We start from the raw sequence: 17,222 nt of genomic DNA, 5'->3' as shown, positions 1-17,222 counted from the left end.
AGAGGGCAGAGGGCATGGGGCAAAGGGTTGTTTACGTTCCCTATGTCCTGCGCCCTTTGCCCCATACTATAACACAACTGACAAAATATTTCGCAAACTTACAATAATAACGACCACGCCGACCATGATCATCATGGCTTTTATCGGTAACCGGGTCGAAAGAATGGCGGCAATCGGGGCCGCAATCATCCCACCCAGGATCAGACCCAGGATGACTTGCCAGTGGGTCAGTCCGATGAGCGTCACGAACGTCAGGGAACTGGACAGGGAGATGAAAAACTCGGCGAGGTTGACCGAACCGATGGTGTAACGCGGGTGCCGTCCGCTGGCAATCAGGGTCGACGACACAATCGGCCCCCAGCCGCCCCCGCCGATGGCATCCATCGTGCCGCCAAACCAGGCCAGTAAACCGATTTTCTTGATCGGCTTCTTCTTAATCCGTTTGGCCAGGGCTTTCCGGATGATCAGGATGCCCAGAATGGCCGTATAAACCGCCACGGCCGGTTTGATATAAACGGAATATTGTTCGAGCGACACCAGCACATAGGCACCCAGACAGGCCCCGATGACGCCCGGAATCAGAACGGCTTTGAACAACTTGCTGTTGACGTTGCCAAACCGAAGGTGCATGTAACCAGAAACCCCACTGGTAAAAATCTCCGACGTGTGAACACTCGCGCTGACAGCCGCCGGACTTACACCTACTGTCAGCAGCAGGGTCGAGGCCGTGACACCGTAGGCCATGCCGAGCGCCCCGTCGATCATTTGGGCAATAAAACCGCCCGCCAGGTAGTACCAGAAATCATTGTTCAGTTCCAAGGTATTCATGACCAGCGTCAATCGGTCGAGCGTCAGGTAGCTGAACAGCAGGTGCCCGACAATCATCAACGCCAGGGCCGAGAAAACGTAAATGGCAATCTCGGTGCGGTTACGCCGACGGAGCAAAACCGCCCGCGTCGAAGTATCCGGAGCAACGTCAATGTCCGAATCGGGGAAAGCCGAACGAAGCAGGCTGACCTGTTCAGATGCCGACTCGCCCTGCACGGTAATTTTAAGGCCATTCAGGTTCAGACCGACGGGTAGGGGAGAGTCCGGTGTGGAGTCGGCGGCTGAGACAGGTTGCATAACTAATTAGGTATATATAGTTACTAGAGAAATACTTTTATGAAAAACGGCACACTGAAGTGCCGTCCGGGATTTTTCATTGATCCTGCAAAGTTGGGCAATTCGTTGTATTTAAGCAAGAAAAGAAGCGTAGAATTCTACCGGCATGCATTACCGGTAGAATTTTTCCAATTGTAACCGAGATTTTTTCTGGTTTGCCCCAAACACCAAATCGCCTTAATGGATCATTCTCCCGCAATTGGGTCCGGGTTTTCGTCCGGATCATTTGCGACAAAACCGCGTGTCGGAAGGTTGCTGCCCCGGATTAGCAAAAGGCCTGCGACGTGGGGGGAAGCCATCGAGGTGCCCGAGAGGGTCGCATACCGGCCATCTTTATAGGTCGAATAAATCCGGACACCGTAGGCACAGATGTCAACGGATGCACCGTAATTCGAAAAAGAGGCAAACCGGTTATTGCGGTCCATCGCCGAAACCGTAAACACGTTGGGGTGATTGATACTGGCCGGGGTGTAGCTTTCGGTCGATGCGCTTTCGTTTCCGGCGGCAATGGCAAACAGAATCCCTTTGTCGGCCGCTTGCTGGATGGCCCGCTGAAGCGTAGTGGACGTGCCTTCGCCCCCGATGCTGATGTTGACAACATCCCCGGCTTTGCCGTTCTGGGAAACGTGCTGAACCGCCTGAACCAGCGCCGACAACCGGCCCTCGCCCTCGTTGTCGAGCACCCGCAGCGCCACCAGCGTGGCCCCCGAAGCAACACCCGTCACACCGATGGTGTTGTTTTTGGCTCCGATGACTCCGGCGATGTGGGTGCCGTGGCCGTTGTCGTCGTCGGCGGTTTTGCCGGAAATGTACGATTGGCTGCGGCTGACATCCACGTTCAGGTCCGGGTGGTCAAAATCAATGCCCGTATCCAGAATCCAGGCGGTTTTGTCGGGATTCAGATCACCCCGGCCGTAGCCGGTCTGGCTGACGTTCCAGGTCAGGGTAGACGCGGTGCTCACTTCGACGCAGCTACAGAGCGAGACAATGCGGTCGGGTTCCACCAGCTCGACGGCCGGGTCGGTTTTAAGCTGCTCGGCCTCGGTAGCGCTGACATGAGCCAGAAAACCGGTCGATGAGCCCGAAAAAAGCACCTGGGCCTCCGGGTCGTTGAGGCCATGCCGGGACAGAAATTGCTGAACCGCCGAACCTACCCGGGCATTGGGCACCACCGGCAGGTCGTCGGTCGGTTTGTACGTAACGATGTAAGCCCCGGTGATGATCTGGCCGTTGTTGATCGAGGCTTTTACCAGGCAATCGGCCGCCGGTTCGGGGTCCTCCTGATCGGATTGGCAACTGATTAGGCAGGAAAACAGGGCAACGTGAAAGGATAACGTTGCGAGAGAGGTCCACCGCATGAATTACAAAGGATTAGAGTGCTAACAATGAAATAAGTAGCAGTAGACGTCGATAGCAGAACAGTATCTGGGTTAGTACGGCGGGGAACCGTTGGAATAACGTCGGCCCGGGGTGAAAATTGCATCGAAAAACCTTGTAGATTGCGTTTTTTCGCCTTAATCAGCGTTAGTAGAAAACACCCCTGACCTGCTTATTGGATTATAGTCAAACCGCATGAAAAATTTTGTAGTTGCCGGTCTGGTTCTGGCCTTTTGCAGCCTGCCTAAACCGCCCTCTTTTGCTCAGGACACCACATTGACGATTCGGGCCATTGAAGGCCTAAAATTCGACATTCCCCGTTTTGTGGTTCGGCCCGGCACCCGGGTTAACCTGACCCTCGATAATTACGACGACATGGCGCACAACCTGGTCGTGACGCTGCCGAATTCCCGGCTTCGGGTCGTCAATACCGCGCTGGCCCTGGGCGATCAGGCCGTCAAACTCAATTATGTGCCCCGGTCGCCGGATGTGGTCGCCCACACGCCCGTGGTCGAGCCGGGGAAATCCGAGAAAATCAGCTTCGTGCTCCAAAATGAAGGCATTTATTCCTACGTCTGCACGTATCCCGGCCACGGTTTTGTGATGTACGGCGCCATCTACGTCACCCGCCGACCGGCCTTCGTTCCAGCTTTGGACAAAGATCCGAACGTGGCTGCCAACCGGAAAGATGATGCCGGACATGCGCACCATCAGCCGGATCATCCGTATGAACTGAAATACCCGGCGCTTTACCGGACGTTCATGCCCGAGTCGGGACCGGCGTCGATTGCCGTGGGACTGACACCGAAAGAATCCTACTGCTGGGATGCCGGAGCCTGCCGGTTGCGCTATGCCTGGACGGGCGGTTTTATCGACCAGACCGATCACTGGGACGGCAACGGCAAGAAACCCACGCACATCATCGGGGATATTTATTTTCGGGACAAAGGCGGTTTTCCGTTCCGGTTTGGTACGGCCGACCGATTGCCCGAGGTCAAGTTCAAAGGCTACCGATTGATTAATCGCTACCCGGAATTCTGGTACACGGTCAATGGGGTGGAGGTCCGCGAGATGATTAAACCGCTGGCGACGGGCCGGGGACTGGTGCGCCAGTTCAAACTCGGAACAGTGGCCGGGCCGGTGTATTTTGTCTGTAAACCCGGCGATGGCGTCAAATACCGCCCCTCGGTGGGAAAAATTCAGGACGGTTTTGTCCGCTTGCCTGCCGGAACGAAGAGTTTCACGATAACGATGATGGCCGAATGAAAACAACTTTAAACGTAGAAGTACCCCTAAATCCCGAACGTCGGCCCGGCCTTAAGGGAGCTTGGACACTGCGTAATCCGGATTTGAAACTCCCCTTAAGGCCGGGCCGACGTTCGGGATTTAGGGGTAAAAACTCGGCACCCGCACAGATTCTCTTTTTCAGTCTGCTGGTTCATTCACTTTCCTTGCTAGGTGTAAGTGCCAAACCGCTGTTCCCCGCCGATACAATCACCGATTATTACGAGGTGGAAACCATTCAGATGCCCAAGGGGCTGACGGCCGAAACCGACGGCCTGGCGGTGATGCCCGACGGCCGGGTGGTGGCCGGTTTTCACCGGGGCGAAATCATGATCTACAACCCCAAAACCAAGACCTGGAAACTGTTTGCCGAGGGTATTCACGACCCATTGGGGATTATGGCCGTCAGCAACAGCGAGATTCTGGTGATCCAACGCCCGGAATTGACCCGGATCAAAGATACCAACGGCGACGGGGTGGCCGACGAATACCTGACCGTCACCGATGATTTTGGCTTGTCCGGGAATTACCACGAATTTGCATTCGGGCCGGTGAAAGACAAAAAAGGAAATATCTACATTGCCCTGAACTGTGCCTCCAACGGAGCCGGTATTTTTCCGGAAGTACGCGGGAAACTCGACACCCTAGGCCGTCCGGGGCGCATGTATTCGGCGGTGCCTTACCGGGGCTGGATCATGAAACTGACCCCCGACGGCAAACTCCATCCGTTTGCCAGCGGTTTTCGTTCACCGAACAGCATTGGCTTTGATGCGCAGGGAAACTTGTATGCAGCCGATAACCAGGGTGACTGGCTCGGAACGAGCAAGCTTTATCATGTGCAGGAAGGTAAACACTACGGCCACCCGGCCAGCCTGCTCTGGAAAGAGGGTTTTCCACACGTGACGCCCAGCAAACTGCCGGTTAAATTTCTGGATAGCCTGCGGACGGTCGAGAGTGTGGCGTTTCCGCACAGCCGGATTGCCAACTCGCCTACGCAGCCGCTGCTTGACGACACGGGCGGGAAATTCGGGCCATTTGCCGGGAAAATGCTGATCGGCGAGATGGATCACCCGTACCTGATTCGGTTGATGCTCGAAACTGTCGATGGGCAAATTCAGGGAGCCTGTGCGCCGTTTCTGGCCGGGGTGGGGCTGCGGAAAGGCAATAACCGGCTGGCGTTTGCGCCCGACGGGAGCCTGTGGCTGGGCCAGACCGACCACGGCTGGGCGGGCGATGAGGGGATGCAGCGTGTTCGCTGGAAAGGCAAGGTGCCGCTCGAACTGGCCGATATGAAGGTGACGTCCACCGGTTTTGCCCTGACCTTTACGCAACCGCTCGACGCGACGGTGGCGAAGGAAGTGGCTAATTTTCAGTTCAAGCGGTATTATTACGAATACCACGAAGCGTACGGGTCGAAGCAGTTTGATGTGAAGGCCATTCCCGTGACGAGCGCCGACCTTTCGCCCGACGGCCGGACCGTGACCCTGAAGCTGGCCGACCTGAAACCCGGTTACATCTACGAACTGGAAATGGGTAAACTCCGCTCGACCACCCAGCAAAACCTCCTGAACCGGCTGGTTTGCTACACGCTGAACCGTCTTCCGCGAAATACGCAGACGAATCCGTAAGAAAATCTCTACTTTTGCGACTTGGGTTGTTACACAGGGTTGATCAGAGGACATCAGAGGTTATCAGGGGTTACACTCTGATTAACTCTGATAATCTCTAATCAACCCTGTGTAACAACTTATTCGACAAAAACGCTTTTTCACTGTATGTCTGAGTACAACCATAAGGAAATTGAAAAAAAATGGCGGGAGGAATGGGAGAAAAACCACACCTATCGCACCGGGATCGATCCTTCCAAACCGAAATACTACGTCCTCGATATGTTCCCGTATCCGTCCGGAGCCGGTTTGCACGTCGGGCACCCGCTGGGGTACATTGCTTCCGATATTGTTACCCGCTATAAACGGCTGAAAGGCTTCAACGTGCTGCACCCGATGGGCTTCGACTCGTTCGGGTTGCCCGCCGAGCAGTACGCCATCCAAACCGGTCAGCATCCCGCTATTACGACCGAACAGAACATTGCCCGGTACATCGAGCAATTGAAAAACATCGGTTTTAGCTACGACTGGAGCCGGGAAGTCCGCACGTCAGACCCCGGTTTTTACAAATGGACGCAGTGGATTTTCATGGAGTTGTTCCGCAGTTGGTACAACAAAGAAACCGACCGCGCCGAGCCCATTGAAACGCTCATCGCCAAATTTGAAGCAACTGGTACCCACGGACTGAAGTCCGTGTCCGACGAAGACACGCCCAGTTTTACCGCCGAGGAGTGGAAGGCCAAATCGGAACGGGAGCAATACGAAATCACGCTGAAATACCGCCTGACGTACGTGGCCGACGCGGTTGTGAACTGGTGCGCGGCTTTGGGAACGGTTTTGGCCAACGACGAAGTGAAAGACGGGGTTTCGGAGCGGGGCGGTTTTCCGGTCGAGCAGAAGCTCATGCGCCAGTGGATGATGCGGATTACGGCCTACGCCGACCGCTTGCTGACCGGCCTGGATACCGTCGACTGGTCGGAATCCCTGAAAGAACAACAACGTAACTGGATCGGCAAATCGACCGGGGCGGAGGTGAGTTTTCAGATTGAGCACCGGGTGGAACGGATCAAAGTGTTTACGACGCGGCTCGATACCATCTTCGGCGTGTCGTTCATGGTGCTGGCTCCCGAACACGAACTGGTGCCGGAATTGACGACGCTGGAGCAAAAACCGGCCGTGGATGCCTACGTCATGGCGGCCAAGATGCGGTCGGAGCGCGACCGGATGGCCGATGCCAAAACCGTCTCGGGCGTCTTTACGGGCAGCTACTGCATCAATCCGTTCAACGGCGAACGCGTGCCGATCTATCTGGCCGATTACGTGCTGGCGGGTTACGGAACCGGAGCGGTCATGGCCGTTCCGTCGGGCGACCAGCGCGATTGGGCGTTTGCCAAACACTTCGATTTGCCGATCATTCCGATTCTGGACGCGCAGAAAGACATTGACAAACAGGCTGATAATACGAAAGAAGGGCGGTACATCAATTCCGGCCTGATCAATGGCCTGACGTATTCGGAAGCCCTGCCGGTGTTGGTTCAGTATCTGGAAGAACACGGGATCGGCAAGGCCAAGATCAATTACCGGATGCGCGATGCGGTTTTTAGTCGCCAGCGGTATTGGGGCGAACCCGTGCCGGTGTATTTCAAAGATGGCCTGCCGTATCTATTGGACGAATCCGAACTGCCGCTCGAATTGCCACCGGTGGACAAATATTTGCCAACCGAAACCGGCGAGCCGCCCCTGGCCCGCGCCGAAGGTTGGAAATACAAAGGCGAGTACGAGTACGAATTGAGCACCATGCCCGGCTGGGCGGGTTCAAGCTGGTACTGGTACCGCTACATGGACCCGCAGAACGACGAGGTGTTTGCCGACCGGAACTTGATCGACTATTGGCGCGATGTGGATTTGTACGTGGGCGGCTCCGAACACGCGACGGGCCACCTCCTCTACAGCCGGTTTTGGAACAAGTTTATGAAAGACCGGGGCTACGTGCCGGAAGAAGAACCGTTTAAGAAACTGGTCAATCAGGGTATGATTCTAGGCCGGTCGAATTTTGTGTATCGGCTGAAGGAATCGGTTGGCGAAGGCAAAAAGCCGGTTTTTGTGTCTAGTGGATTGAAAAGCCAGTACGATGTAACGCCTTTGCACGTTGACGTCAATATCGTGGAAAACGATGTGCTGGATGTGGCAGCGTTCCAAAAAACGCGCCCGGATTTGGCGGAGGATGCGGAGTTTCTTTTGGAAGACGGCAAGTACATCTGCGGAGTCGAAATCGAGAAAATGTCGAAATCGAAGTTCAACGTCGTCAACCCCGACACGGTGGTGGAACGCTACGGCGCCGACACGCTGCGGTTGTACGAAATGTTTCTCGGCCCGCTGACCGACGCCAAACCCTGGAATACGAACGGCATCGACGGCGTGTACCGGTTTTTGAAGAAATTCTGGCGGCTGTTCTACGAAGAATCGACCGAAACCCGGCCCGGCCGCTGGCTGGTGACTGACGACGCGCCCACGCCCGCCGAACTGAAAGTGTTGCACAAAACCATTCGGAAAGTGGCCGAAGACATCGAAAACCTGTCGTTCAACACCTCGGTGAGTGCGTTCATGGTGTGCGTCAACGAGTTGTCGGCGCTGAAATGCAACAAAAAGGCGGTTTTGCAGGATCTGGTGGTGGTACTGGCCCCGTTTGCGCCCCACATCACGGAGGAACTCTGGGCGGCTTTGGGCAACCAGCCCGGCACGCTGAGCCAGGCCCAGTTCCCGGTCTTCAATCCGGCGTATATGGTCGAAGACACCATCGAATACCCCGTGCAGATCAACGGCAAAGTCCGCACGACGCTGGCGTTTTCGGCCGATTCGGCGGCTTCCGAAATCGAGCAGGAAGTGCTGGCGAACGAGGTTGTTCAGAAATGGCTTGAAGGCAAGACCCCAAAAAAGGTGGTCGTGGTGCCGAAGCGGATTGTGAATGTGGTGATCTAACCTTACCAACACCATGAACCCAACCGGCGAAACGCTTAAAATCCTGACCTACAACCTCAACGGCATCCGGTCGGCGCTGAGCAAGGGCCTGATCGACTGGCTCAGGCAAAATCCGTTCGATATCCTTTGCTTTCAGGAGGTGAAGGCTACGCACGACGTGGTCGATTTGCTGCCGTTCGAAGCGCAGGGCTACCGGTATCACTGGCACGCGGCCGAAAAGAAGGGCTATAGCGGGGTGGCAACCTTCTCGAAACTGGCTCCCGATCAGGTGGTGATGGGCTGCGGGATTCCGGCCTACGACTGCGAGGGCCGGATTCTGCGCACCGACTTTGGCGACCTGACGTTGTTGAACTGCTACTTTCCGTCGGGTACGACCGGCGACGTCCGGCAGGCCGTCAAGATGCGGTTTCTGGAGGATTTTTTCGCGTACGTTCAGGAACTGCGAAAAACCCGGCCGAACGTGATTGTGGTCGGCGATTACAACATTGCGCATACGCCCATCGACATTCACGACCCGGTGCGGAACAAAACCATGTCCGGTTTTTTGCCCGAAGAGCGCGAGTGGATGACCCGGTGGTTCGACAGCGGTTTTGTCGACTCGTTCCGGTACAAAAATCCCGATCAGATTTCGTACAGTTGGTGGAGCTACCGCGCCGGTGCCCGCTCCAACAATAAAGGCTGGCGGATCGATTACATTTCCGTGAGCGAGTGTTGCAAAGATCAGATTCTGGCCGCCGGACACCTGCCCGACGCCGTTCACTCCGACCACGGACCGGTTTGGGTCGAATTGCGAACTAAGGGCAGTTCTTAGTGGTTTTACCGTAAATTGGCTTAATATCAAGGCGCTATGAAACGGGATTGGGAAAATTTGGCCGCTACTTCTTACTCAGATACCGTAGCTGAACTGCAGGTAACGCTCGCAGAGCAAGACTATGAGCAGGTGGCCGAGGGGCTGCAAACCTTATTCAGCAGTATGTCGCAGGAACTCAAGCGGGCGTTACGGAGCCAGCTTTCCCGGCTGATGATGCACATCATTAAATGGAAAATTCAGCCGGAAAAACGGTCGGGAAGCTGGGCGGTTTCCATTCTGGATGCACGGGAAAACATCGAAGAAATCATGGCCGAAAAACCGAGCTTAAATCAGCCGTACCTGGAAGAAATTTGGGAAAAAACTTTTCGCCAGGCAACGCGCAAAGCCGAAGAGGAGACTCAGCAAACCTCCACCGTTCGCCAACTCACCTGGCAGGAAGTGTTTGAGGAGGAATATTCTATCTTGAAAAAGTAAAGTCACTTTTAAACAACTGGCTTTCTTCTCAATGCCATTTGTTGGTTAATTAGTTAGAAAAGCAACAGGAGCAAGACAGTGAGTCGGCGGAATTGTGCGTTATTCTTGTTTCTTTTCTGACATCTTGATTTGTAATGAATTTCTTCGATATTGACTCCATCTTCTTTACGGTGTTGGGCTATCCGATGAGCTACCTGGAGTTCGTCGGAACCGTCGTAGGTGCGTTTGCGACCTGGTGGTCGGCGCGGGCGAATATCTGGAGCTGGCCCGCCGGTCTGATTAGCGTAACGACGTTTTTCTTCATGTTTTATCAGATCCAGTTGTACCCCGACATGTTCCTGCAAATTTTCTTTTTTGTCATGAACGGGGTCGGCTGGTGGGAGTGGACACACCCGAAAACCGGAGAAGAAGATCGAAAGAACGAGTTGAAAGTGAGCCAGTTGACGCAGAAACAGTTTGGCCTGATTTTGCTGGCCGGTTCAGTAGCGACGGTAGTTTTCGGCACCATTGCCGGGAACCTGCACGAGTGGTTTCCGGTGTTGTTCAACAAACCGAGCGCCTTCCCGTACCTCGACTCGTTTACGTCGGTGATGAGCATTGTAGCCACGTTCCTGCTGATTCGCAAGAAAGTCGAAACCTGGTACGTCTGGCTGCTGGTCGACGCCATCAGCGCCTACATGTACTTTGTCAAGGGCCTGAAAGTGGTCGGGATCGAATACGCGGCTTACTGCCTGATTGCGCTGGTGGGAGCCTACCATTTTACCCGGGAATACCGGAGTTATTCCCAGTCTGCCGTATGATTGACTCCGTAAAACTGATTTGCCTGTACGGCCCCGAAAGCGTCGGGAAAACCACGCTGGCGGAACAACTGGCGGCTCATTACCAGACGGTTTTTGTCCACGAAGTAGCCCGTGACCTCATCACCTCCAACGACCTGACACTGGACGATTACGTCCGGATCGGGCACGCCCAAACCCGGGCGGTTCTGGATGCTTTGCCGAAAGCCAACCAGTTGCTGATCTGCGATACGGATCTGATTACGACGGCTTTATATTCGCAGGTTTACCTGAATGACGTTCCGCCGGTTTTGGCCGAACTGGAGAAGCAGGTGCCTTATGATTTATACTTTCTGCTGAACATCGATGTGCCCTGGGTCGCCGATGGTCTGCGCGATCTGGGCCACCGTCGGGAGGATATGTATCAGCTTTTCAAAACCGCCCTCAAAGAACGCGGCATCGACTACATCGACGTTTCGGGCACCTGGGAACAACGGTGGGACACGGTCACGTGGGAAATTGACCGCTTACTGGCTTAATTGCAGCTTATCGGCCAATTTGAACACTTCTTTCATGCATTGGGCCGTCAAGATGGCGTCTTCGAGGGCGTTGTGGTGTTCGGATTCACGCTCAAAGCCGAAATGCCCCGCAATGTCTTTGAGGCTCAGCCGGGCCGGAACCGGTTTGCCGTTTTTCTTCAGAATCCGGAACAGAAAATACGCCAGCGTGTGCAGATCGACCAGCGTGCGTGAATACGGCCACTTGAGTTTTTCGAGCCGGTACGCTTCCTTCAGAAAATTGATGTCGTTGATGACACTCTGCCCGCAGATGATCACATCGCGGAGGTAGGGCGTGTTGTCGGTGGTGTTCTGCGTTTTCCGGATGCCGAGTTTCTCGATGATCCAGTCTTCCATCTCCGGGAGCACGTCGTAAATCATTGGGGCATCTTCCAGATCGGCCAGCGACAGGTTGTGAATTTTTTCCGACGAACTGGAAAAAGCGTCTTCGTTTTCGGGGTAGACGTTGGTCAGGTACTGGCCTTTTTCCACCCAGTTGTCGTCGAATAGCACGGCACCGACCTGAATAATTTCGTTCCAATCCGGCTCCGGGCCGGTCATTTCGAGGTCAAGGACGAGGAATGGCATGGCGGTTTACAAATAGATACAGTAGAGAAGTGCGTTCAGGACAGTAAGAACCTGCTTACGACCTTTTACGGTGTTTAAGAGATCAAGCGGTTTCTGATCATTTAAAGCTGGTCTTGTTTTAGTCAACCACTCTTCAAAAATGACTTTATCTTCAAAAAATTCAATGCCTTTGGCATAAACTTCTTCCAGAGAAACGCTTTTTTCAAGCGAATTCATAAAACAGAAAAGTGGGCCTTAATGAACAGTGCGACAAATATATCATTTTGTTGCCCATCATACTTTCTTGTACCCTACCTTTGCCGCCGAAGAGCCGGTTGAACCCTCCGGCTCTCTTGTCTCAAGTCTAACCTCTTTCGTTTCACGATGGAATACCGTATTGAAAAGGACACGATGGGTCAGGTGCAGGTGCCCGCCAACGTGTATTGGGGCGCCCAAACCCAGCGTTCGATTGACAACTTCAAAATTGCGCAAGACATCAATAAAATGCCCCGGGAGATCATCCGGGCGTTCGCGTACCTGAAAAAAGCGGCTGCCCTGACCAACCTCGACGCGGGTGTGTTGCCCCAGGAAAAAAGCGACCTGATCGGCCGGGTGTGCGACGAAATCCTGGATGGCAAGCTGGACGACCAGTTTCCGCTGGTGGTCTGGCAAACCGGTTCGGGTACGCAGTCGAACATGAACGTCAACGAAGTGGTGGCCTACCGCGCGCACGTCCTGAACGGCGGCCAACTGACCGACGAGAAGAAGGCGCTGCACCCGAACGATGACGTCAATAAATCGCAGTCGTCGAACGACACGTTTCCGACGGCCATGCACATCGCGGCTTACAAAATCCTGGTTGAGGTGACGATTCCGGGCATCGAGAAACTGAGAAACACGCTGGATGCCAAGGCAAAAGAGTTTAAAAATGTGGTCAAGATCGGCCGGACGCACTTCATGGATGCCACGCCGTTGACGGTCGGGCAGGAGTTTTCGGGCTACGTCTCGCAACTCGACCACGGCTTGCGGGCGATCAAGAACACGCTGGCGCACCTGAGCGAACTGGCTCTGGGCGGAACCGCCGTCGGAACCGGGATCAACACGCCGAAAGGCTATTCCGAGAACGTCGCGAAGCACATTGCCAACCTGACCGGTTTGCCGTTCGTGACCGCCGAAAACAAATTTGAAGCCCTGGCCGCCCACGATGCCATTGTGGAAGCCCACGGCGCGCTGAAAACCGTAGCTGCCAGCCTGATGAAAATCGGCAACGACATCCGGATGCTGTCGTCGGGACCGCGCGCCGGGATTGGTGAACTGTTCATTCCCGACAACGAACCGGGTTCGTCGATCATGCCGGGCAAAGTGAACCCGACGCAGTGCGAAGCCATGACGATGGTGGCGGCCCAGGTGATGGGCAATGACGTGGCGATCAACTTTGGGGGCGCGATGGGCCATTTTGAACTGAACGTGTTCAAGCCCGTCATGATTTATAACTTCCTGCATTCGGCCCGGCTGATCGGCGATGTGTGCGTGTCGTTCAACGACAAATGCGCCGAAGGCATTCGGCCCATCGAGGAAAACATCACGAAGCACGTTAACAATTCGCTGATGCTCGTAACGGCCCTCAACACCAAAATCGGGTACTACAAAGCCGCCGAAATCGCCCAAACCGCCCACCGCGAAGGCAGCACACTCAAAGAAACCGCCCTCAAACTCGGCTACCTCACCGAAGAAGAATTCAACGAGTGGGTCAAACCGGAAGACATGGTCGGCGATATCAACGTCTAACGTACCCACGGACTTTAGTCCGTGTAAGCCATATTTAATTAGAAGTAAAGGCCGTGCCAAGTATTATCAATTGGCACGGCTTGCTTTTGCCACAACTTCACTTCACAACATGAAACGCCTTTTTGTCCTGGGCCTAACCGTCACCGTGCTGGCCGGTTGCGCGCCCAAAACCGTCCTGAACGAATACCGGATCCCGGCGGGCGGGCTGTCGACCTTTTTCAAGTACACGCCGGGCCGCACGCCGATGGTCAGTGCGCACCGGGGTGGGGGCGACATCAAAGGCTACCCCGAAAACTGCATCGAGTCGTTCGAATACCTGGCCGGGAAGCTTCCGGTGATCATTGAAACTGACATCGACCTCACACGCGACAGCGTGCTGGTGATGATGCACGACCAGACGCTCGACCGAACGACGACCGGCACCGGGAAACTCATTGAAAAAACGTACAACGAAATTCAGCAATACCGGCTCGAAGACAACTTCGGTAATGTCACCAGGTTCAAAATCCCGACGCTGGAACAGGTTCTGCGCTGGGGCAAAAACAAGGTGGTCTATACGCTGGACGTGAAGAAAAACGTGCCCTTTTCGAAAGTCGTCGAGATGGTTCAGCGGACAGGTGCGGCCGATTACTCGGTGATTATCACTTACAACGCCAGACAGGCGGCTGAGGTCCACCGGCTGGACCCAAATCTGATGCTTTCTGTAACGATTCTGAAAAAAGAAGATTACCAGCGCCTGCACGACCTCGGCATTTCCGACCGCAACATGGTGGCTTTCGTCGGTGTCTCGGAACCCAATTCGGAGTTATACCGGTTTCTGCACGAAAAAGGCATTTCGTGCATTTTGGGAACGCTCGGCAATCTCGATAAACAAGCCATCGCGAAAGGGGATCAGGTCTACAAACAGTTTGCCCAAAACGGCGCAGACATCATGTCGACGGATCGGCCGATCGAAGTCTACAACGCAGTTAAATAAGTAGTTAATCGTTTACAGTTGTCAACCCGAGGAAGGAGGGATCTTCGCGTGAGGCTGACATTCCCTCCGGCGCTCGAAGATCCCTCCTTCCTCGGGTTGACAAAAACCGGCACTAATATACGACAGCTTTTCCTGCTATTTTTACTGGACCACCACCACGGGCGGCACGGTTTTTTGCTCTTCTTCGCTGGAAAGTTCCTTCTTCTTTTCCGCTTTCGTGCGGGCATTCCGCTTCACGGTTACGTCGTATAAATCAGTCCGGCGGTCTTTCAGAATCTGAACGGAACCCTGTTCGTGTAGTTCTTTCAGCAGCGACAGGTCGACGTCGGTCAGCAGCACCATCTCGGTGTTAGGCGTCGATTCGGCCTTGATCGCGTTGTTGGGGAACTGGAAGTCGGAGGGCGTAAAAACCGCCGATTGGGCGTAATGGATGTCCATGTTTGCGACACGTGGCAGGTTGCCGACGCAGCCCGAAATCGCCACGTAACACTCATTTTCAATGGCACGGGCCATCGCGCAATGCCGCACCCGCGTGTAGCCGTTTTGAGTATCCGTCAAAAATGGCACAAACAAAATCTGCATGCCCTGATCGGCCAGAATCCGGCTCAGTTCGGGGAACTCTACGTCGTAACAAATCAGCAAACCGATCTTTCCGCAGTCGGTATCGAACGTCCGTATTTCGTTGCCACCCACCATGCCGTAGTGCCGGACTTCGTTGGGCGTGATGTGAATTTTCCGGTATTCCTCATACGAACCATCCCGGCGGCAGAGGTAAGCTACGTTGTACAGTTTGCCATCGTCCATCAGCGGCATACTTCCGCCCACAATGTTGACGTTGTACGAAATCGCCAGTTCCGACAGCCGTTGACGAACCTCATGGGTGACATCGGCCAGCTTCCGGATCGCGACCGGCGTGGGCAGGTCGTTGTAATCCGCCATCAGGGGCGTATTGAAAAATTCCGGGAGCACCAGAAAATCCGCCTTATAATCACTGACCGCATCGGCAAAGTATTCGACCTGTTCGAGTAGGGCCTGCATGTTCGGGAAAAGCCGCATTTGCCACTGGACCACGCCCAGCCGGATGATGGAGTCGGTATGCGGTTTTTTCTTTTTCTCGTCAACGTAATAAATGTTGTTCCACTCCAGCAGGGTCGCGTATTCGAGCGATTCGCTGTCGCCGGGCAGGTAGCCACGCAGGACTTTTTTGACGTGAAAATCATTCGACAACTGGAAGGTGAGCGTCGGGTCGTAAATTTCCTTCTGCTTCACCTTGGCGATGTATTCGCGGGGTGACATTTCTCCGGCGTACTTAATGTAGTTCGGAATCCGCCCGCCCGCCATGATGCCTTTCAGGTTCAACTTTTCGCACAACTCTTTCCGGGCATCGTAGAGCCGCCGACCCAGCCGCAGATCACGGTATTCGGGATGCACGAACAATTCGATGCCGTACAGCCAGTTGCCCTTCGGATTGTGCGTATCGAAGGTATAACCGCCCGTAATTTCCTCGTAGGTATGGCTGTCGCCAAAATCGCCGTATTTGATCCGAATCGCCAGCGCACAGGCCACGACCTTGCCGTCGACCTCCACGCAAAACTGACCTTCCGGGAAAATTTTAAGCAGTTTATCGATGAGATTCTTTTCCCAATAATCCCCGCCAATCCCGCTGTAGACCTCAATCATGGCCTCTTTCAGGTCGGGGTAGTCGGATTTCTGTAAGGTTCTGGTTTGAATATGCATAGTATGCTTAAATGGGTTGTTACACAGAGTTAATCAGAGAATATCAGAGGTACACAGAGTTTTTCTCTGATAAACCCTGGTAACCTCTGATCAACTCTGTGTAACAACCCCCTTTTTCAATATTAATTCTAATTCCCCTAATTGCTCGTCCGTAAAATCCAGGTGCGTCACGAAGCGGACGAGGTGCTTGCCGAAGGTCACCGCCAAAATGCCTTTAGATGCTAAGGTTGCAACGTAATCGGCTGCTAAGATGTTCTCACTCAGTCGAAAAATAACAATATTCGTCTCAATCGGGTAGATTTCTTCCACCTCCGGCAGTTCAGCCAGCATCTGTCCGATTCTCCGCGCCCGGGCATGGTCGAGTTTTAAGCGGTTGACGTGGTGATCGAGGGCGTAGATGCCCGCAGCCGCCAGGTAACCGGCCTGCCGCCAGCCGCCCCCCATGAGCTTCCGGAACCGGCGCGCCTGTTTAATAAACTCCGCCGACCCCAGCAAGAGCGATCCCACCGGGCACCCCAGTCCCTTCGACAGACAGATACTGATCGAATCGAACAACGCCCCGTAGGCTTCCGGGTTTTCGCCGGTTTCGACCAGCGCGTTGAACAGCCGGGCGCCATCCAGATGTAACCGTAACCCGTGTTCGTCGCACACCTGGCGGATGGCCGCAATCTCCGGAAGTTTGTAGTAACAGCCGCCCCCTTTGTTGACGGTATTTTCGAGACACACCAGCCGCGTGACCGGTTTGTGCAGATCGTCGGGCTGGATGTGGTCGCGGACGAGTGTGGCCGTCAGCTTGCCGCGCTCACCCTGGGGCAAACTGACTGACGCCAGCGAGTTGACCGCAATACCGCCCCCTTCGTACAGGTAGACATGCGAGAGTTGGTCACAAATCACATCGTTGCCGGGGCGGGTGTGCACCCGAATGGCAAGCTGGTTGGTCATTGTGCCCGAAGTACAGAATAGAGCGGCTTCCATTCCGAACAGGCGGGCGGCTTTTTCTTCCAGGGCTTTCACGGTCGGGTCGTCGCCCAGCACATCATCGCCGACTTCGGCCGTAAACATGGCCTCCAGCATGGCCGGAGTCGGTTTTGTAACGGTATCACTTCGTAAGTCAATTGACATAAA

The 17,222-nt window shown here is 54.6% G+C and carries 15 protein-coding genes; 9 read left to right on the top strand and 6 right to left on the bottom strand.

Annotation, left to right across the window (positions count from 1 at the left end):
• Positions 1–66 precede the first annotated feature (66 nt).
• Positions 67–1,125: a sulfite exporter TauE/SafE family protein gene (locus ACO2Q8_RS00175; protein ID WP_423342745.1), complete on the bottom strand. Its 1,059-nt coding sequence runs from the start codon at positions 1,123–1,125 to the stop codon at positions 67–69.
• A gap of 224 nt (positions 1,126–1,349) precedes the next feature.
• Complete coding sequence (locus ACO2Q8_RS00170; RefSeq protein WP_423342744.1) at positions 1,350–2,522, bottom strand: S8 family peptidase; 1,173 nt, start codon at positions 2,520–2,522, stop codon at positions 1,350–1,352.
• Between the two features lie 214 nt (positions 2,523–2,736).
• Between ACO2Q8_RS00170 and ACO2Q8_RS00165 the strand changes: the two genes are divergently transcribed.
• From ACO2Q8_RS00165 to ACO2Q8_RS00135, 7 genes are all read left to right on the top strand, one after another.
• Positions 2,737–3,807 (top strand): plastocyanin/azurin family copper-binding protein, encoded by a 1,071-nt coding sequence (locus ACO2Q8_RS00165; protein ID WP_423342743.1) that lies wholly within the window; start codon positions 2,737–2,739, stop codon positions 3,805–3,807.
• A 185-nt stretch (positions 3,808–3,992) separates the two neighbouring features.
• Positions 3,993–5,453 carry a DUF7133 domain-containing protein gene (locus ACO2Q8_RS00160; protein WP_423342742.1) on the top strand — a complete coding sequence of 487 codons (1,461 nt, stop codon included), beginning with the start codon at positions 3,993–3,995 and terminating at the stop codon, positions 5,451–5,453.
• Between the two features lie 147 nt (positions 5,454–5,600).
• Positions 5,601–8,411, top strand: coding sequence for a leucine--tRNA ligase (leuS, locus tag ACO2Q8_RS00155; protein WP_423342741.1), 2,811 nt, complete (start codon positions 5,601–5,603; stop codon positions 8,409–8,411).
• A 13-nt stretch (positions 8,412–8,424) separates the two neighbouring features.
• Positions 8,425–9,222 (top strand): exodeoxyribonuclease III, encoded by a 798-nt coding sequence (locus ACO2Q8_RS00150; protein WP_423342740.1) that lies wholly within the window; start codon positions 8,425–8,427, stop codon positions 9,220–9,222.
• Between the two features lie 36 nt (positions 9,223–9,258).
• Positions 9,259–9,696 carry a DUF29 domain-containing protein gene (locus ACO2Q8_RS00145; protein WP_423342739.1) on the top strand — a complete coding sequence of 146 codons (438 nt, stop codon included), beginning with the start codon at positions 9,259–9,261 and terminating at the stop codon, positions 9,694–9,696.
• A 134-nt stretch (positions 9,697–9,830) separates the two neighbouring features.
• Positions 9,831–10,496 carry a nicotinamide riboside transporter PnuC gene (gene pnuC / locus ACO2Q8_RS00140; protein WP_423342738.1) on the top strand — a complete coding sequence of 222 codons (666 nt, stop codon included), beginning with the start codon at positions 9,831–9,833 and terminating at the stop codon, positions 10,494–10,496.
• The gene (locus ACO2Q8_RS00135; protein ID WP_423342737.1) at positions 10,493–11,011 is read left to right on the top strand and encodes an AAA family ATPase; all 519 of its coding nucleotides are present in this window, start codon (positions 10,493–10,495) and stop codon (positions 11,009–11,011) included. The genes pnuC and ACO2Q8_RS00135 overlap by 4 nt, the downstream gene beginning before the upstream one ends.
• Here ACO2Q8_RS00135 and ACO2Q8_RS00130 read toward each other — a convergent pair.
• Both ACO2Q8_RS00130 and ACO2Q8_RS00125 read right to left on the bottom strand, forming a co-directional pair.
• The gene (locus tag ACO2Q8_RS00130) at positions 11,000–11,617 is read right to left on the bottom strand and encodes an exonuclease domain-containing protein (protein WP_423342736.1); all 618 of its coding nucleotides are present in this window, start codon (positions 11,615–11,617) and stop codon (positions 11,000–11,002) included. The genes ACO2Q8_RS00135 and ACO2Q8_RS00130 overlap by 12 nt on opposite strands.
• Before the next feature lie 6 nt (positions 11,618–11,623).
• A complete protein-coding gene (locus tag ACO2Q8_RS00125; protein ID WP_423342735.1) occupies positions 11,624–11,833 on the bottom strand; it encodes an antitoxin Xre/MbcA/ParS toxin-binding domain-containing protein in 210 nt (69 codons plus the stop codon).
• A 147-nt stretch (positions 11,834–11,980) separates the two neighbouring features.
• Between ACO2Q8_RS00125 and fumC the strand changes: the two genes are divergently transcribed.
• The gene (gene fumC / locus ACO2Q8_RS00120; RefSeq protein WP_423342734.1) at positions 11,981–13,384 is read left to right on the top strand and encodes a class II fumarate hydratase; all 1,404 of its coding nucleotides are present in this window, start codon (positions 11,981–11,983) and stop codon (positions 13,382–13,384) included.
• 109 nt (positions 13,385–13,493) lie between these two features.
• Positions 13,494–14,360, top strand: a complete 867-nt coding sequence (locus ACO2Q8_RS00115; RefSeq protein ID WP_423342733.1) for a glycerophosphodiester phosphodiesterase family protein — start codon at positions 13,494–13,496, stop codon at positions 14,358–14,360.
• 141 nt (positions 14,361–14,501) lie between these two features.
• Here ACO2Q8_RS00115 and ACO2Q8_RS00110 read toward each other — a convergent pair whose 3' ends face one another.
• The gene (locus ACO2Q8_RS00110) at positions 14,502–16,097 is read right to left on the bottom strand and encodes a GNAT family N-acetyltransferase (RefSeq protein ID WP_423342732.1); all 1,596 of its coding nucleotides are present in this window, start codon (positions 16,095–16,097) and stop codon (positions 14,502–14,504) included.
• A 90-nt stretch (positions 16,098–16,187) separates the two neighbouring features.
• Positions 16,188–17,219 carry a threonine aldolase family protein gene (locus tag ACO2Q8_RS00105; RefSeq protein WP_423342731.1) on the bottom strand — a complete coding sequence of 344 codons (1,032 nt, stop codon included), beginning with the start codon at positions 17,217–17,219 and terminating at the stop codon, positions 16,188–16,190.
• Positions 17,220–17,222: the final 3 nt, after the last annotated feature.

Source organism: Larkinella sp. VNQ87, from assembly GCF_049445795.1.
GTDB lineage: Bacteria > Bacteroidota > Bacteroidia > Cytophagales > Spirosomataceae > Larkinella.
This window is presented reverse-complemented; position numbering and strand designations above follow the sequence as displayed.

What these genes read in the sequence shown, in the direction of transcription:
- ACO2Q8_RS00110 (WP_423342732.1), bottom strand. Translation starts at nt 16,097, where the DNA reads ATGCATATTCAAACCAGAACCTTACAGAAATCCGACTACCCCGACCTG.
- leuS (WP_423342741.1), top strand. Translation starts at nt 5,601, where the DNA reads ATGTCTGAGTACAACCATAAGGAAATTGAAAAAAAATGGCGGGAGGAA.
- ACO2Q8_RS00135 (WP_423342737.1), top strand. Translation starts at nt 10,493, where the DNA reads ATGATTGACTCCGTAAAACTGATTTGCCTGTACGGCCCCGAAAGCGTC.
- ACO2Q8_RS00175 (WP_423342745.1), bottom strand. Translation starts at nt 1,125, where the DNA reads ATGCAACCTGTCTCAGCCGCCGACTCCACACCGGACTCTCCCCTACCC.
- ACO2Q8_RS00105 (WP_423342731.1), bottom strand. Translation starts at nt 17,219, where the DNA reads ATGTCAATTGACTTACGAAGTGATACCGTTACAAAACCGACTCCGGCC.
- fumC (WP_423342734.1), top strand. Translation starts at nt 11,981, where the DNA reads ATGGAATACCGTATTGAAAAGGACACGATGGGTCAGGTGCAGGTGCCC.
- ACO2Q8_RS00170 (WP_423342744.1), bottom strand. Translation starts at nt 2,522, where the DNA reads ATGCGGTGGACCTCTCTCGCAACGTTATCCTTTCACGTTGCCCTGTTT.
- ACO2Q8_RS00165 (WP_423342743.1), top strand. Translation starts at nt 2,737, where the DNA reads ATGAAAAATTTTGTAGTTGCCGGTCTGGTTCTGGCCTTTTGCAGCCTG.
- ACO2Q8_RS00150 (WP_423342740.1), top strand. Translation starts at nt 8,425, where the DNA reads ATGAACCCAACCGGCGAAACGCTTAAAATCCTGACCTACAACCTCAAC.
- ACO2Q8_RS00125 (WP_423342735.1), bottom strand. Translation starts at nt 11,833, where the DNA reads ATGAATTCGCTTGAAAAAAGCGTTTCTCTGGAAGAAGTTTATGCCAAA.
- pnuC (WP_423342738.1), top strand. Translation starts at nt 9,831, where the DNA reads ATGAATTTCTTCGATATTGACTCCATCTTCTTTACGGTGTTGGGCTAT.
- ACO2Q8_RS00145 (WP_423342739.1), top strand. Translation starts at nt 9,259, where the DNA reads ATGAAACGGGATTGGGAAAATTTGGCCGCTACTTCTTACTCAGATACC.
- ACO2Q8_RS00130 (WP_423342736.1), bottom strand. Translation starts at nt 11,617, where the DNA reads ATGCCATTCCTCGTCCTTGACCTCGAAATGACCGGCCCGGAGCCGGAT.
- ACO2Q8_RS00115 (WP_423342733.1), top strand. Translation starts at nt 13,494, where the DNA reads ATGAAACGCCTTTTTGTCCTGGGCCTAACCGTCACCGTGCTGGCCGGT.